The 17,753-nt window shown below is 36.6% G+C and carries 13 protein-coding genes and 1 tRNA gene; 10 read left to right on the forward strand and 4 right to left on the reverse strand.

Annotated features, from left to right (window positions below; translation table 11 throughout):
* The first annotated feature begins 190 nt into the window (after nt 1-190).
* From ACFIN0_RS08490 to ACFIN0_RS08535, 10 genes are all read left to right on the forward strand, one after another.
* The gene (locus ACFIN0_RS08490; RefSeq protein ID WP_375702318.1) at nt 191-484 is read left to right on the forward strand and encodes a hypothetical protein; all 294 of its coding nucleotides are present in this window, start codon (nt 191-193) and stop codon (nt 482-484) included.
* Between the two features lie 51 nt (nt 485-535).
* The gene (locus ACFIN0_RS08495; protein WP_375609059.1) at nt 536-1,618 is read left to right on the forward strand and encodes a quinone-dependent dihydroorotate dehydrogenase; all 1,083 of its coding nucleotides are present in this window, start codon (nt 536-538) and stop codon (nt 1,616-1,618) included.
* A 138-nt stretch (nt 1,619-1,756) separates the two neighbouring features.
* Nucleotides 1,757-1,833 (forward strand) — tRNA-His (locus ACFIN0_RS08500).
* Nucleotides 1,834-2,378: 545 nt separating this feature from the next.
* Nucleotides 2,379-2,702, forward strand: coding sequence for a hypothetical protein (locus ACFIN0_RS08505; protein ID WP_375702319.1), 324 nt, complete (start codon nt 2,379-2,381; stop codon nt 2,700-2,702).
* A gap of 99 nt (nt 2,703-2,801) precedes the next feature.
* Nucleotides 2,802-3,713, forward strand: a complete 912-nt coding sequence (locus ACFIN0_RS08510) for a hypothetical protein (protein WP_375702320.1) — start codon at nt 2,802-2,804, stop codon at nt 3,711-3,713.
* A gap of 381 nt (nt 3,714-4,094) precedes the next feature.
* Complete coding sequence (locus tag ACFIN0_RS08515) at nt 4,095-4,718, forward strand: hypothetical protein (RefSeq protein ID WP_375702321.1); 624 nt, start codon at nt 4,095-4,097, stop codon at nt 4,716-4,718.
* 119 nt (nt 4,719-4,837) lie between these two features.
* The gene (locus tag ACFIN0_RS08520) at nt 4,838-5,725 is read left to right on the forward strand and encodes a hypothetical protein (RefSeq protein ID WP_375623492.1); all 888 of its coding nucleotides are present in this window, start codon (nt 4,838-4,840) and stop codon (nt 5,723-5,725) included.
* 2 nt (nt 5,726-5,727) lie between these two features.
* Nucleotides 5,728-6,642, forward strand: a complete 915-nt coding sequence (locus ACFIN0_RS08525) for a hypothetical protein (RefSeq protein WP_375623494.1) — start codon at nt 5,728-5,730, stop codon at nt 6,640-6,642.
* Nucleotides 6,643-6,914: 272 nt separating this feature from the next.
* Nucleotides 6,915-7,868: a DEAD/DEAH box helicase family protein gene (locus ACFIN0_RS08530; protein ID WP_375702322.1), complete on the forward strand. Its 954-nt coding sequence runs from the start codon at nt 6,915-6,917 to the stop codon at nt 7,866-7,868.
* Between the two features lie 64 nt (nt 7,869-7,932).
* Complete coding sequence (locus ACFIN0_RS08535) at nt 7,933-9,780, forward strand: hypothetical protein (protein ID WP_375702323.1); 1,848 nt, start codon at nt 7,933-7,935, stop codon at nt 9,778-9,780.
* A gap of 1,140 nt (nt 9,781-10,920) precedes the next feature.
* Here ACFIN0_RS08535 and ACFIN0_RS08540 read toward each other — a convergent pair.
* The 4 genes from ACFIN0_RS08540 to ACFIN0_RS08555 all read right to left on the reverse strand — a co-directional run.
* Nucleotides 10,921-11,700 carry a hypothetical protein gene (locus tag ACFIN0_RS08540; RefSeq protein ID WP_375695316.1) on the reverse strand — a complete coding sequence of 260 codons (780 nt, stop codon included), beginning with the start codon at nt 11,698-11,700 and terminating at the stop codon, nt 10,921-10,923.
* A 100-nt stretch (nt 11,701-11,800) separates the two neighbouring features.
* Nucleotides 11,801-12,457: a hypothetical protein gene (locus tag ACFIN0_RS08545; protein ID WP_375702324.1), complete on the reverse strand. Its 657-nt coding sequence runs from the start codon at nt 12,455-12,457 to the stop codon at nt 11,801-11,803.
* Nucleotides 12,458-12,538: 81 nt separating this feature from the next.
* Nucleotides 12,539-13,228 (reverse strand): hypothetical protein, encoded by a 690-nt coding sequence (locus tag ACFIN0_RS08550; protein WP_375702325.1) that lies wholly within the window; start codon nt 13,226-13,228, stop codon nt 12,539-12,541.
* Between the two features lie 1,711 nt (nt 13,229-14,939).
* Nucleotides 14,940-17,753 (reverse strand): type ISP restriction/modification enzyme (locus ACFIN0_RS08555; protein WP_375702326.1); only part of this gene is annotated, 2,814 nt, incomplete at its 5' end.

The raw sequence follows: 17,753 nt of genomic DNA on the forward strand, positions 1-17,753 counted from the left end.
ACCCACACGCCAGCTTCGCTTGTGACGTGCAAGCGAATGGTTTTGATTGATTCAAGATAAACAGATTTGAAATGAGAGAACCTTACGATATTCGGGATTCTTATTCAATATGAATAACGATTAATTATCATTAAAATCAATATATTATATGATATTACACAAAGTAACTTTGAGAATAGAGATAATTTTTTTGCCTTTTAAAGGGGGGTATAAGCTTACCTATAAGAAAGAAGAGAAAGGCTTTGGTGAAGAGTCATTGATGTCTCAATTTGTGCTGCATTTTATAAGGTTTAGGTTTGAAAGTTTATCTCTGAACAGTAGCAAAAAAGAGAAACGTTTTTTAAAGAATAAAAAGTTTTTACACGGTATGCATCAATATAAATGTGTATGGTTATTAATGGATTTTTATGCTGAAGTTTCTTATAGAAGAGAGCAGTATTATTTGGATAATATGCTCTCTTTGATTGGTAATCTTTTGTGTTAAAAGATATAGGTGAGGTGCGATGGATCATTTTTATGTTGTGGAGAAGGATTGATGAGTTTTTTTCGTTGTATTGGCCGTTCTGCCTTATTTATGTTGGATCCAGAGCAAGCACACGGTTTAGCGATTCTCGGGCTGAAAAGTGGATTAAATGGCTGTCAAAAGGTTATCGATAAACGTTTGTGTGTAACTGTTGCTGGGCTTGAGTTTGAAAATTTTATTGGTCTTGCAGCGGGGTTTGATAAAAATGCAGAGGTTGTGGATGGTGTTTTTCGTTTAGGATTTGGTTTTACAGAAATTGGGACAGTGACACCAAAGCCTCAGATTGGAAATTCTAAACCACGACTCTTTCGTTTAAAAGAAGATGAAGCAATTATTAATAGAATGGGTTTTAATAATGATGGACATCAAGTTGTTTACAACAGATTGCGCGCGTGTAAAAAAACTGGTGTTGTAGGCGTTAACATTGGAGCCAATAAGGATACGGTTAATAAGATTGGTGATTATACTGTTGGTATTGCTCATTTTTATGATGTTGCTGATTATTTTACGGTTAATATTTCTTCTCCTAATACACCAGGCTTACGTGATTTACAGGCCCGTGACAGTTTGCATCTTTTGTTGAGTGCAATTTCGCAAGTGCGAAATGAGCAAGAGAAAAAGCATGGATTCTCCATTCCCATTTTTTTAAAAATTGCTCCTGATTTATCAGAGAAAGAATTAGATGATGTTGCTGAAGAAATAAAGCTTTCTAATTTTAATGGGCTGATTGTTTCTAACACAACTCTTTCACGCCAGGGGCTTAGCAATAGTCACCTCAGCAATGAAGAGGGAGGGCTTTCTGGACGTCCACTTTTTGAACGTTCTACTATTGTGCTTGCAAAAATGCGTCAAAAGTTAGGGAAGGAGATTGCAATTATCGGTGTTGGCGGTGTAAAGGACGCACAAACTGCTTTGGAAAAAGTAAAAGCTGGTGCAGATTTGATTCAATTATACAGTGGGATGGTTTATGAAGGTCCAGATCTTGTCATAACTATTCTGCAAGAGATTTTGCAGATGATGCAACAAGATGGAGTTGATAACATAAAAAGCTATCGTGATCATAGTCTTGAGCATTGGGCAAAATTTCCTTTGTAAAAAACGCTTTTTTCTTCACAAAAAATTGCGAGATTTTTTTAAAGGGGCTTGCAAACTTTGTTGATTTTCCTTATGTCACATAAGCAAAGGATAAATGTTTACGAAATCGTGAGCAGTTATAATGCGTTTGCTTTTTATGCGGTTGTAGCTCAGTTGGTTAGAGCGCTGGTTTGTGGCACCAGAGGTCGTAGGTTCAAATCCCACCAACCGTACCATTTATCTTGTTACAACTTTTCTAATTCTTATTTTTGGCGTTTTGTGAGGCGGTTAAAAGCCGTGCTTGGCGGGCTTTTTTGCGTGTGAGCCGTCACGGAGCAGAGACCTTGCGCGGATGATTTTCCTCAAATTTTGCCCAAAACGGAATGATACGATCAATAATCGCTTGAAATATAAACGGGTTAACTAAATCTATGATTCTGATTGCAATTGCAACAATAAATATCTCTCTCAGTATATTTATATACTTTTAGTATATTTTGTAAACCAAGAGAATCCTATTTTACTTTCATTATTATTGCTCATAATATAAACTATTAAGTTTAAACACATAAAATAAGTAAGCATAAATTTACTAAAATATGCCATATTTTTGACACAATGCCCTTGATTTTGTCAACTATATATTATAAATGCGAACTTGCATGAAAATGCATTCATATCTCCAAGGGTGTTTCGGTGGTTAATTATGGGTAAGCCATTTTGGCGCGGGGACATAAGTAACCTTGGGGGATTTATTTATACACTAAATTGGAGAAAATAAATGGGAAGTTCAAGTCGTTCGCACGATTATTGCAGTGCCGATAATTTTAATAGCAAATATAACTCTGGTACTGCGTTTGGTAGCAAGTATGGTGGTAAGGTTGGCCTTGCGGGTGGTTTTTTCGCAGGATGGGCAGCGGGGCGTGATTATAAGGCTGGCATGGCCGTAGGAAGCTTTGGGGAAGCTGTAGGCAATCAATTCGGAGACATCATAGGCGGTTATGCTGGTTATGGTGTGGCTGCTGCCCAGTGTGGCACACAGTTTTTTGGTCAATCTATTGCTAATTCAGGTGGTTTGTACGGTGTTGGGATACTGACATATTGACGGGCTTTTGATGTAGTTCTTTGGGTTATCCTAAAGCCTAGAATGGTGGTACTGTAAAAGGTGCCACCTTTATGTTTGAAATATTGCACAGGAGGAGCTATGGGCGAGTTTAGTATAGTGCTCGTTTATTTTTGTCTGTGGTTTGGCATGTTGTATCTATTCCTCAAAACTATTGCTATTAATGGAAAAAGCATGTTAGGCAGGGAGAACACGGTTACATTCATAGTGGCGGCATTGGTTGTTCCTCCCATCATATATATCTTTGAGTATTTTGAGTATATAGTCGGTGTGCCGATAACATCTTCTCATGTTGCTATAATTATGTTCTTTCTTTCTTTTTGCATTGAATTTATACCCAATATAGTAAACAATATAAAATGCTTTAGTTTGGCCATTATCGCAAGTTGCCCCATTTTTTTCATCGCAGCTGGTTTTATTGTTATGAGTGATGACCTTCTGTTAGATTTTTTTGATCTGCAGCTTTCGAGCTATATTTATCTGCTTTTCATTATTCCGTTGATGATAGGGGGGGCTCGCTATGTCCTAATTGCTAAAGCTTTGAAGGAAAAATCTATGTCAGTGCTAGATTTAAGCATTTGTATTGGCTGTGGGTTTGCCATAGGCATCTTTTTTGTGTCATCACTGCTTTTATCAGACCTTCGAGAAATCTATCAACAGATAGGTTTTGCAAACAGGGAGGCAGTGAAAAAAATGTTTGATTATGCGGTGTTTGGTTTTGCTATTCTAACGGGCCAAGTTTTTTTGACATTTTTGATGGTTCTCTTTTTTACTACAAAGAAATATTATTGGTTGGTCCTTGATGTTCTTGCAGAGCTGTTTTTTAGCCTCTTTGTTTCTTATTATGTAGCGTTTGTTCATACAGATGATGACTATGGAATGGTTAAAAATTGGATTTGTTTGATGTTTGTTGTTTATGTGTACGCGCGTTACATTAAATCAAAGAATGTGAAGCTTAGCGTGATTAACCCGTTTAAAAGGAAAACTGAGTGAAAAGACAGGAGGCTATAGTTCTTTGGGTTTATCCTAACAGCCTAGAGCAGCCAACCTAGGAGGGGCAGTTTCTGGAGCAATAGTAGGCGGGGTCCCGTGGTGCATCCGCGAGTATTGCTAAAGCTGGTTGGGATTGTGTTCGCTCTAAGTGGTGAAATTGTTGTTTGACCTGGCTTTTTTAACAAGGTAAAGGCCTTGCTAAGGGGTACGCTATCAGCCTCTTAGCAGGGAGTTTTTCTCCTGCAATAATATCTTGGTATGCTTGGGAGGGCAAGGCGCTTTAAGGAAATTATATGTCTGACTTAATTTTTGGAATGTTGCTTAGTTTTGGGATAAGTTCCAGCCCTTGTCTCCTTAAAAACAATGGCTTGTTGGGCGAGCGTGTCATTTTTTTGGGGGGGGCTAGCTGGCCTTTCCTGCGCTATCATCTTCGCTTATCCACATAGTGAAAGTGGGCTTCCAGACTTATCTTTGCTTTTGGTATGTTATCTTGGCATTCTTTTAATTCTGCACGAGCACTACTTATATAAATATTTAGTTCTTGGGTTCTGTGGTGCAGTTGCTACCTTGTGTATTGGGGCAGGTTTTATATATTTGAGTTCTTTGTTGCCATTGCCTGCTTTGTCTGCTGCTAATAATAGCCAGCAGCAGGTGGTGCATTACATGAGTTTGGTTGCTGCAAACTATCCCTTTTTTATCCTTTTGATATCAGTTTTAACTGCGGAGCTTTTGCGTTTGTGGTTGCTTCGCGTATATAAGCCAGAATTAGCTGCGCGTGAGGTCCTTTATTTCGGGCTGGGCTGGGGTGTTCTAGACTTATGCTATAAGACCCTCCCAGCTCTTTTTCTTTACTTGAATTACCGTGTTGATAGGGCGCCACAAATGGTGGGCTATGTCGCATTTGAATCTTGTCCACAAGCGATCAGCTATCTTATTGCCGCGGGCATGATTGTATTGATGCATGTTGTAAATACGCGCCTTTATGTATCTTGGTTTCCAAGATAAGCGCAAGGTCTATTTCTATCTGCCTTTTGTAATTCATTTTGCGGTTGGTCTTTTGTTTATGTTTGACATTTCTTCAGGCTATGCAATATTAATAAATTCTATTTTTGAGGCTTGCAATAATGCTTGACAAATTGACATTATCTGTTATCGGCGCCGTTTTTTGTCTGGTGCTGATTATTTTTCCTTTGATGAAGAAAAAAACATTGGTTGAACATTTGGTTTTCTTGCTCGTTGTTTTGTGTCTTGTTTTTCTTTATGTTTATGGCGCTGTGAGTTATTTTCCTTATTATGTTTTGGCGCTTTCGCTTATATTGGGGTACCGCTGGTTACTCTCTTTGGTTAAAACGTTTAAAGGCACGAAGGCAATTATTGGGTCAAGCGCTGGTTGTTATGTGCTTTTGATTTTTTTTCTATACGGCTTTATGCGTATGATAGGCAGTTTGATTTTAGATTTTTCTGCTTATAGTACGCCTAATATTGTTTTTGCTGTTGGTCTATTCCCTATAGGCATGGCGATTATGCAGTTTTTTTTGCTCTCTCATTGGGTGGCAGAAGATAATGGCAATGGTGTAGAGGCAGGACTGGGCGTGGGAATGGGGATTTGGGGGGCTGCTATAGGGCTTGCACTGCTTACATCTCTACCAGAAGCTGTGAAAATCCTAAAAGGGGCCTTTAGTCTTGATAGGGACGCCTTACTTTCTTTACTTGAGACGGTAATATATTATGCGTTTATTATAGGTCTGAATCTTTTATCAACTTTCTTAATGCTTGTGGTTTGCCTTGACAAGAAATGGCGTTTTTTTGTTCTTATCCTGCTTTTACAATGCTTGGCGGCTTGGGCGCGCTTTTCATGGCAGGCCGCTGAGCCAGAACTTCTTGCAATTGGGCATTATACAATCGCTACTATTCTTATGTTTGCTCTTATGCGGCAAATTTATGATTTTGTGCAAGACAGATTATCCATGAAGAAAAATAGCAGTTACGCTGTAGTAAATGAGGGGGCATAATAATGTTGGTTTTATTTATTACTTCGCTTCTCGCAGGCCTTATTTATGGTGTTGTCATTTATAATTTTTTTCGCTCTACGTTTAGTTGGATAAATGTGCTGTTGAGCGGCATAGTTTTTGGGGTGATTGTTCTGTTAGTATGGCGTTACTCGGAAACAGAACATAAACTTGATGCCTTACGTTTACTGCAAGTGCTTGGCGTTGTTTTTCTTCTATGTGTGCTTCATCATTTTCTGAAGTTCAAATTGGTTGTCGCTGGTGCTGTGGGATGGTTTGTTGCTAGCTGCATTGTTTTCGGGCTTATTGCTTTTTGGGAGCAATCTGTAATAAAAACGCTTTATATGATGAGTATTGTTGAAACCAAGAGTCGTGCAGAGCAGGGGCTGGCGCTTGTTTTTTTATTTTTAACATTTACGGTTTTTTTTGTTGTAGCAGAAGAAGCCATGCGTCGTTGGTTAGTTACTAAGTTTTATCGGTGCTCGCCTAGTTTGTTGTGGCGTTTGCCGCTGAATATTGGCATAGGCTGGGGTTTATGCGAATTAGTTTATAAGGCGCTAGGACCTTTCCTTGTTTATAATGGCTGGCCTATTCGATCTAGGTTATTAGCCAGTGAGTATGTAATTTTTTATTCCTGGACGCAAGCGAGTATTTTTTTGTGTGCTTTAATGAGCGTTATACTCATGCATATTTTCAATACATGCTTGGCGTATCGTGGTGTTGTTACGCGCTCTAAATTTTATGCGTGTGCGCCTTTTTTTGTCCACGCTATTGTTAATTGTTTCGGTGCAACAGTGATGGTTACAGAGAAGGTTTGGTTTAATGTTGGGGGCAGCTTGTTTATTCTACTTTGTGTGATGTTGTTCGTATATTTTGAAAGCAAAAATCCTTTAATACAAAACATAAAACTGCGCGCTTAAAGTGTTTTAGAGTGATGAATAACTTTGCATACTCTAAGTATGGCTAGAGAGCCTGATACGCGCTTTCTGTTCTGCAAAAAATAAGAGAAGGTTAGCACCGACGTAACGCGTCCAGTACCAAGAGCGACGTCATTTCTGCACTAATTGGGGGGAGGGTGTGCTACTGGCCACGCGCATATGGGAGCCTAAAAATATGCTATCATGTAACTTTCTAGTGTCCTCCTTTCTATTATCCTCCATGAGATTGAAGATGGGAATCTTGAGGCGGCGATATGAGACTTAAATTTAAACAACAAGAATTTCAAAATGATGCGGTTAAAAGCGTCATTGATTTGTTTAAAGGCCAACCACAACGGGATTCTTCTTTTTCTTTGCATTCAGAACAAGGACAATTAGCGTTAAATGAATTTGGTTATGGTAATCAATTATTGATCAGTGATGAAAGCATATTAGCAAATTTACGAGAGGTGCAACAGAATAATAAACTCTTGGCGAGTGAGACGCTAGAGCAAAAGCAGTTTTCTATTGAGATGGAAACGGGAACAGGCAAAACTTATGTCTATAGCAAGACGATTTTTGAGTTAAATCAACGCTATGGCTTTACCAAATTTATTATTGTCGTACCAAGTGTTGCTATTCGCGAAGGGGTATATAAATCACTTCAGGTAACAAGGGAGCATTTTCAAGCAGAGTTTGATAATCTGCCCTATCGTTATTTTATTTATAATTCAAAAGATCTTTCGCAAATTCGCCAATTTGCAAGCTCTACCAATATTGAAATTATGATTATCAATATTGATGCATTAAAAAAAGCAGAAAATATTATCAACCTTCCGCAAGATAGACTGAATGGCGAAAGTGCTATGCGCTATATACAAGACACAAAACCGATTGTGATCATAGATGAACCGCAATCGGTGGATAGTACAGCAAAAGCGAAAGAGGCTATTGCGAGCCTTAACCCGCTTTGTGTTTTCCGCTATAGTGCCACGCATAAAGAGGAGATTAATCTTTTATATCGTTTAACACCTGTTGATGCTTATCAAAAAGGACTGGTAAAGCAAATTTGTGTCTCTTCTAATCAGATAGAGCAAGATTTTAACCGTCCCTATATTGCCTTGAAATCCGTATCACACAAACATGGCTTTAAGGCGTGCTTAGAGTTGGATATTGCGGGAAAGAATGGCACGGTGAGCCGCAAAACAGTTACAGTGAGACGGAGATGATCTGTATCGCGTTACGGGCGGACGTGAGCTTTATAAGGGCTATATTGTTTCGGGTATCAATTGCATGGCGGGGGATGAAGCTGTTGAGTTTTCTGATACTGAAATTGTCAAATTTGGCCACGCACTTGGTGATGTGAATACAATAGAGCTTAAACGCGCACAAATTTATCGCACTATAGAAACACATTTAGATAAGGAATTGCGGCTTGTGCCTTTAGGGATTAAAGTTTTATCACTTTTTTTTATTGATGAGGTGGCTAAATATCGTAGCTCTGATGAAGAGCCAGCACTTTATGAGCGTATGTTTGAAGAATGTTATGAAGAGCTGTTGGCGAAAAAGAAATATGCCTCCTTGCGAACTAAGTTTGCGCAAAATATTCGAAACGTGCACGGCGGTTATTTCTCGCAAGACAAGAAAGGCGTGTATAAGGATACAAAGGGCGACAGCCAAGCTGATGATGACACTTATAACACGATTATGCGCGATAAGGAGTGGTTATTATCTTTTGCATGCCCCTTGCGTTTTATCTTTTCGCATTCGTCCTTGAGAGAAGGCTGGGATAATCCGAATGTGTTTCAAGTGTGTATGTTGATTGAACAAAAATCGAATTTTACCGCACGGCAAAAGATTGGTCGCGGTTTGCGCTTATGCGTAAACCAACAAGGTGAACCGGTAGAAAATAAAGATATAAATGTGCTGCATGTCATGGTGAATGAAAGCTTTGCTGAGTTTGTGAGTACATTGCAAAAAGAATTAGAGGCGGATATTGGTTATAAACTTGGTACATTGCAGATGGAGCATTTGGTTGTCCGTATTTATGAAGATGTAAAATATGTGGCTGCTAAAGTGGAAGTATCGCAAGCACAAAAAATTGTTAAAATACTTGTTGCAAAAGATTTTATTGATGAAGCGGGTGTCGTTAAAGTAGATCAAAATTTAGTAGCGAGCGAATTTGATGCTATAGGGGCGGAGGAAATGCCACGCGAATTGCGTCAAGAAATTGTGAAAAAAACTGATGCGGGCGCGCTTATTAATGTTGAGATACTGCAAGATCTGATTTATATGACAGCTGTGACGGAAGCAAAGATTCTGTCTTCGCAAGAGGCTGCTGATATATTGGTTGAGTTGCGTGAAAAAGCCTTGCTTACATCAGCAGGAAAAATCACAGATACATTAAAAGCGCAATGGGCGACTGGGACGTTAGATTTAAGTGAACGTTTTAGTAAAGGGCAAAAGCAGGCTGTGCTGCAGGCGCTAGAAGCGAGCCAAGCCATGCCGATTATTCGTAATGCTACGCGCGAAGTGCGGGTTAAGCTTAAAAAGCAAACAGTGGCTTCGCCAGAGTTTTTGTCCTTGTGGGAGAAGATCAATAAAAAGACCACTTATCGTGCAAAGCTTGATCGCACAGAGTTTGTTGCCAAAGCAATGGATGCAGTGGAAAAAATGGCACCAGTTGCGCCCGCGCATTTGGTTTATCAGACAGCAGAGATAGAACTGGATAGTGCTGGTGTGACCTATGAAGAGCAGTTATTAAAGCAGAGTGCGCTTGATTATAGTTTTTGTGCACTGCCGAACATTGTACATTATTTGACCTTAAAGCTGAAATTAACCGCAAAGACAATTATTGGTATTTTGACAAAGAGTGGTCGTGAGCATGAGTTTGTGAAAAATCCACAAGCTTTTTTAGAGTGCATAGAAGAAATACTCAATAAAACCTATGTTAATCTTACAATTGATGGCATTAAATATTTAAAGCTGGTCGGGCAAGAATATAGTGTGCAAGAGCTTTTTACCAGTGAAGAGCTTGTGGCAAATTTAGAGCGTACAGCTGTTGTGAGTATTCGGTATAATATCAAAAAACGAAATAAAGTCAATATATTAAATGCATTTATTTTATATGAATCCACTTAAGAATCCATACTTTTATGCATGATTCATTTGACCATTTTTTATAGAAGATTGCCATGTATGAATAGACCATAAAAAGCAAATCATGATGTAAATATTATAAAGCATGGTTGCATTCAAATGAAATGAAAAGCAGATATCATTCATAACAGTTCATAAATCTTATGATACGTTTTTATCACAGCACAAATCACATTGTTTAAAATTTAGTTGTTTGGAATTATCGATAACATACGTTTAAGATCGCATCTTGTTTCAAAAATTGGATTGTTAATCACATAAAAGAGCAAATTAACATTCGCCAAAATTGGCGAGCGCAAAATAGAGAGCTGTCATAACAGCATCATCATAACACCGAACATTTTAAAGATTGCATAAAAGGATTTAAAGACAAGATCACTTTTAAAACGCTTACTAAAAATTTAGAAAACGATAAAGAGGTATTTTATATCTTATGAAATCAAAAGCCTTTTAATGAATATAGTGCATAGCTAGTTTTGAAGAACGCAACTGTATTCGCTTCCACAAAAAAATGGAAGCGAACAATGCCATGGCAGTAGAATTACTATCTACTTTAGACTTGGTACTAAGAAATGTTTTAAAAGTTATAGTTTAACAATACGCTTATGAGACCCTCTCTAAGTGAACGTTTAAACGTTTGAAACTGATGTTTATAACAGTTTTTAAAGCCTTGCGTTTGATAAAAACGCTTGTTTATTGTCTTATGAGAAATTGTTTTGAAAACCAACGTTTACAGATGTAAAAAGAACGTTTTAAAAAAGACATTAGTCTAATAGGCATTTGCTTTTGATTGTATTGAGATGAATCTAAAAAGCGTTTTGATTTGTTTGATACGTTTGAGAGAAACGAAAAGCATTTATAGGCTCTCTCATTCAAATGAGTGATTAAAGATCATACGCATCATTTACATTCCTTTTGATAAGTTTTCATATCTCAATAGAGCGCTTGCAATATGATACGTTTTGTATATATGCATTTATTACTCCATTGTAGATGATTATTTTTTTTATCATTAGAATCATTACGTGAAAGCCGCGTCATATCACTTGGCACGGCTTTCTTTTATGAATACTCTCTTTTATGATGGAGTTATCCTATTAAAAGGCACCCCCATGCCTATTTTTATTCTGTTTTATCAACAATCTTGACAACATTATCGCTTTGATAAACCTCATAATTTTGAGCAACTGATCTTACATTGCTTTGTTTATCTATTTTTGCTTTTCCATAGGCACGACCATAGACCTTTACAGAACCAGAGATTTTTGCATTTCCATAAACAGAGCCATAAATCGCAGCACGCCCACTCACAAGAGCAGAGCCGTAAACCTTACCATAAATCTTTGCAAAGCCTTTGATAGTAGCTTGTCCATAAATTTTTGCACTGTTGTAAATACAAGCAGAGCCAGAAACCTTTGAATGACCATAGATCCTAGCATGATCATAAACAAAAACATCATGAGAAACGCGCGCATGTTGATAAACATGGGCATTGCTATAAACGCGGGCGTGATCACAGACATGAGCATTGCCATAGATATTGCCAGCCACATGAGCACTTCCATAAACACAAGCATGGTCATAAACTTTAGCATATCGAGTGATTAAAGCCTTTCCATAGACCTCAGCATTACCATAGACACGCCCACGCACATGAGACAAATGACGTACTTTAGCATGATCAGAAACATGAGCATAGCCATAGACACAAGCCTCATCATAGACCCAGCAATTGCCATAATGAGATAAGTTCCCTTCATTTTCGATATAGCCACCTAAATCGCCAGCCTTAACATCATCAAAATCTCTTAAAGCCCGAATACGATAAAGGTTTATAATTTGCTTAGTAAGTCTCTCTTTAATTTGTTTGATTTGATTGGTTAATTCATATTTTTTACACATAGAGATACCCTCACAATCTAATGTGATAAACGTTTTCTAAAATTTGAAATGGAAAATTGGATTGAAAGCAGGCGCCCCCCGCCGCGCCCCGCGCTGTTATTTAAGCAGCGTCTCTTATGATTTGATCACAAATTTTCATATGACTATTTAATTTTTTTGTATCTATATATGAATTGCCAAAAACACTCACTTGATCACAAATGTATGTATAGCCTGTAATTTTTGCATTCTCATAAATACAAGCATCATCCCCCACCACAGCAAAAAACCAAACTTGAGCATTGTCAAAAATCTTTGCATTCCCATAAGCTTGCGCATAGCCAGTCAATAAAGCATCATCATAGATTTTAGCATGACCTTTTATAACAGCCCTGTCCGATACCTCAGCATGATTCAAAACGCAGGCATAACCGTAAACATAAGTTCTTCCAAAAACCACGGCATGATCAGCAACCCTAGCATTGTCATAAACCACGGCATTATCATAAACTTGTGCATAGCCTTCAATTTTTGCATTATCGAAAACATAAGCTTTATTTAAGACTTTAGCATGATCAGAAACATAGGCATTATTATAAACACAAGCCTCATCATAGACCCAGCAATTGCCATCATGCGATAGGTTATCTTCCTTTTCAACAAAACCGCCTAGATCACCAGCCTTAACATCAGAAAAGTCTTTTAAAGCTTTAATGCGATAAAGAATTTGATTACTAATTACACGCGTTTCATTTGTGAGTGCAAACTTCTTTTGCATGGCACAATTCCTTTATAAAAAGATTTAAATTTTAAAATGAGATGTTTTAAAGAGGGGCGCCCCCGCCGCGCCTAGTGTTAATTACATTGCCTCGTCATAATACTCATGACGGTAATAATCATCTTCACTTCCAAATCTTGGAATTGCTTCATCATGAATTTGATCCTCTTCTGTTAAAGAGGCAGCACTATGAACACAAGAAGAACCAGATACATAAGAACCACAAACCACGGCATCATCAACGACATAGGAATCATCACAAATATAAGCACCATCACTTATTTTAGCATTGCCACCGACATGAGCATTATCACAAATAACAGACATATCGGAAATATGAGCATGACCACTTACACGGGCGTTATCATAAATTTTAACATTGCCTTCAATAACAACAGCATTTTCAACATGGGCATTGCCATAGACCTCACAATAATCATTTATTGCCATGCCTTGAAAAATGGCATTCCCATAAATTTTAGCATCGCCATAAACGTCTACAAAAAAGCCTTTGACTTTAGCATTGTCATAAACCCTTGCATTTTCAAAAACACGCGCTTTGTCATAAACCCAGCAATTGCCTTTGTGAGATAAGTTACTTTCGTTTTCAATATACCCCCCAAGATCGCCAGCTTTGACATCACCAAAATCTCTTAAAGCACGAATGCGATATAAGAAATGACCAGCTACGCAATCCATTTCGCTTGTAAATTCATATTTTTTTGATATTTTTTTCTTATTAACGGGGGTGTTGTTTGATATATTTGTCATATTTAAAACCTATCTGTAAAAAAGTTTTCAATTGACACCCTATAAGGGTATCGGGTGTTGAAAACACGGCAGATAGTCCGTTGCTATGCTTTTCCCTCGCGAAGGGTATTGTATAGCATAGCTACACCCGACAAAATCATCATATATGCTAATCACAGCATAAAAGATAGTCAGTTTTTAATAGGATTAGGTTTATCGCAACCTCTTCGCTATCTGTTTAGTGTTTTCATCACTTGAGTATTTATATAACAAAATACGTATTTATTGTCAATTAATATTTTATCTTTTTTGATATTTTTTATATTTTTTAAATACGTTATGTGTTGATAATATCTTATGCTTATGAATTGCTTATTTTATATTTATATATGTTTAAAGCTATATTATGGGCTTTATAAAACGATTGCGTTGTTTTTTGAATCTATACATTCATAATATTTAGAAACGCTCTCATAATGCGTATTTTTATCTTTATAACCTATCAGATTTTTTACTAAATGGTTTTTAATTTTTTTGTGAATTTTGTTTATAACACATTTGCAACTTAACAGCCTTTTATAGAAATTGTTTTTATAACTAATGCATTCATTTGCATTATGATTATAAAACCTTGCTGTTTTTATGCATTCTCTATAGCTGTTATATGCTTTATAGCCATGGCATCATTTTTCATTTTCATAAGAGAAACGATAAATAGGATAATTGTGATTTATTGCCTGTTATGAAAACATCTAAAGAGAGAATGATCATTATAGAGATTAGCAAAATCCCTTTTAATAGACCGTGTCAGTGTTGTCAGTTTTGTCAGTTCCTTTTAGAGCCTCTATTATTTTTTTAAATGCGTAAAAACTAAAAACATTATATTTCAATAGGTTAATTTCTTTAAAACACAACTCATATCAAGAGTACAATCTTTAAAGATAACCAATGATATGAGTTGATTAAAACTTGTCAGTTATGTGTCAGTAAATTGAACTGACAAAAGTGATCATTTTAGTGAGTGATTAAAGCGTATCTTATGAAAAGCAACTGATTACGTTATAAAAATCCCTTTTATGAATTTTATCAGTTCTTTTGAATGATAACCTTATGATTTAGAGAATGATTACAACGTGCTTTATAAAAAGCATGTGATCCTTTAAAGCCTTTCAAAAGATGGTTTATAACTCATAAGAAATGCTATCAAGATCATTAGGTTATGAGTTTTGGGGGGCTTTTTATACGTATTATTTTATTTTTTTAATTAAAAATAAAAATCATTATATTTCAATATGTTAATGTTTTAAAGAAACGACCTATATTAAATACAATCCGTAAATACAATCTATAATATATATAAAAAGGGGTTTTGTAGGGGTTTTGGGGGTTTTAAGAACCTACAAAACCTATAAGTAAAATGAATATACATAACTCTCTTTAAACAAAGCTTTTGAAAAGGATAAAGATATCATTTTAGATTACGGTATAATCTTTTAAAGGCAATGTAAAAAAATCTAATTCACTTTAAGATGGGATTTCTTAAAAGTCTTAAAGCAATCCAAATAAGAGTATCTAAAAGTGCAAGTTTCTTCTTTTTAGAATAACGCATGATAAATTATCCTTTTAAAGATTGTATCTAATCAACTTAACAAGAGAGAGGTATAGATTATGGTTATAAGCTCTATACCCCTTATGAGCTTATCATACCCATTATGTGAGCATGCTTTATAAGTTATTCAGTTTCTCTTATTTCTAATTTTGGTAAGTTTTTTACGATTTTCATTGTTTCTAGACTTACAGTAATAACCTTTTGAAATAACTCTAGAGGGTAGGCGGGGTTGCCAACGGTTTCAACAGCATAGCGATTGGCATCATTAACAATACCGCTCTTTTTATCAGTCTTAACACACTGACGCCCCATAACCCATTCAAGAGCGGGTCTACCATTGACGATATACTCATAAGCTTCAAGAGGGATATCTGTTATTGTGATATTGCTATTGTAAAAAACAGTTGATTTATCTTTCTCTTTATCTGCTTTTGCGAATTTCATTTCAGTTACATAATAGAATTTTTCGGGATTAGAGATCTCTGTAACTTTTGGATTGCCTTTTTTAAAGGTCACTGGATACGGCTCTACAGTTTCATAGTTTACGTGCAAATGACCTAGTTCACGCCCTGCTGTTACGAACTTCCAAAAATTACCAGCACTCTTTACACAAGGGATACGAGGCAATTCTTTAGAGAGGTTATCAGCATAACGAGCACGATAATCTTCCGAATGAAGTAAACCGTAAACATAATAGAATAGATCATCTTTAGTGATTTTTTCATTAGGATAAGCAGCTTTAAAATGTGCTAATCCTTCATCAGTAATGGCATCACGCCTCTGTAAACCAGCTGTTTTGCTTTCTTCTGTAAATAAATGGGATTGTTTCTCACTTTTACTTTTTGAGACCGTAGTATCTTCGTAAATATAGCGTGGAAAGCATTGACCATTACTTATTGCTTGAACATCCTGTAAAGTTTTACTCATCAAGACAGAAAAACCATTTACTCCTATACCTGTAATTTGTATTACCTTATTTTCAACTGCTTGCCCTATAGGGAATATCCACGGCATTTGGTAAGTTCTTTCATTAAAAATACGATTATAATAGAGCCACTGTCGTGTAAAAGGGCGATAAAAACTTTGAACTAAACAACCGCTTTCGAATTCGGAAAAGTTCCCTCTTGTCAATTCTTGTTTAAGACTACTGCTCCAACTGATTTTTGTAGAATCAATATTAACGAAATCATTTACAGCATTAGTACGTATTTTACGGTCGGTGTGTGCATAAGTATTATTAAAACGTTCTACTTCGCTATTATAGAAGGCAATCATATTACTCATGTTTTTTGATAAAACACTACGGCTTGAGTTATATACCCATGCATCACGACTCGTCATAATACCACGAGAATAAGTTTCAAATAGCTTTTTATCATGCTCTTTTTTAACACCTAGAGCCAGGAATGTCTTGAAACTATCATCACGTTGATTGATCCAATCACCGTGCTTGTCTGGTGTAATTATTTTCCAACCGCTTTCACGCGTGACACCACTAATACTACCAAAGTATTCAAGAGTAGTAAGTTTTTCTTTTGTTGTAAGATTATTACCAATATCATGATAGTAAATTTTACACCCTCCAGAAGCATTGGGATTTTTAATAAATAAGGTCACGGCAATACCAGCCATACTACCACTCCCAAAAATATTTTGTCCTTCTTGAGAAGCCTCTTTATTCGTCATATTTTTGCGAATATCTCCTCGCAAATTGAGCACATAAATACTGCTAAATTCCTTAACAAAACACTTTCTTAAACTCGTCATAGAATTTGCATCTAAAAAACTTCCATTTGTAACAAAACCAATAACACCACAGTCTTTTATACGGTCACTAGCCCAGCGAATAGCACGGATATAGCTGTCATAAAGCGCTCGTATATTACTTGCTTTAGATTGAGCAGCATAAGTTTCACTGATCCGTTTATCTAAAATTGGATAAGGGGTATTCTTTGCATTATCATTTTCATTCTTTTGTCCTACTGAATAAGGAGGGTTACCAAAAATAACTTCAATATTTAGTTTCTTTTGATGCTCTAAATATTCACTGTTTTCTTTAAATAATTTTTGCAGAAGGTTTTTCTCTTCAAGCATACGGAAGGTATCGGTCAAACCAATATGCTTGAAAGGAATATACTCACCTTTCATAAGACTATGATACGTTGATTCAATGTTAATCGCTGCTATGTAATAGGCGAGTAAAACAATCTCATTGGCATGGATATCATGACGGAATTTATATTCCATATCCTCTGGTTTGATGAGTTTTGATTGTAACAGCCGCGTAATAAAGGTTCCTGTTCCAGTGAAAGGGTCAAGAATAGAAACACCCCGTGACCCCAAGCTTTTTCCAAATTCATTACGCAACACATCATCAACAGAATGAATGATAAAATCAACAACCTCAACGGGGGTATAAACAATCCCAAGCCTATCCGTGGTTTTCTTAAATGCCTTGGCAAAAAAACTTTCATAAAGCGTAATAATAAGATTTTGCCTTGCTTGGGGCGAAGTAATCCCAGAAGCACGAAGCCTTACACTGTTATAAAACTCTTGTAATTCCTTGGATTCTTCCTCGATATTGGTTTTATCAAGTTCTGTTAAGATTTTTTCCATTGCTTGCGAAATGGCATTGTTTTGCACAAATTCATTGCCCTCAAACAAAGCTTCAAACACGGGACGCGTGACAAGATGTTGTGCTAACATCTCAATGGCTTCTTCTTGCTTTATTTCGCTGTTTAAATTATTTTTTAGTTCTTTATGGAAGGCATCAAAGGCGTGAAAGGCTTCACTGTTTTCATCAGAAAGCAGGTTTTGAAGATGGGTGATATGGTTTTGAGCAATCTCAGCAACATTGCCCGCCCAATTTTCCCAATAATCCGCAATAGCAAATTTCTTCGCAATAAGGGTTTTCAAAGCATTGGGAAACTCTTTATA

It is taken from the genome of Bartonella sp. AA89HNZF (genome assembly GCF_042196905.1).
Taxonomy (GTDB): domain Bacteria; phylum Pseudomonadota; class Alphaproteobacteria; order Rhizobiales; family Rhizobiaceae; genus Bartonella.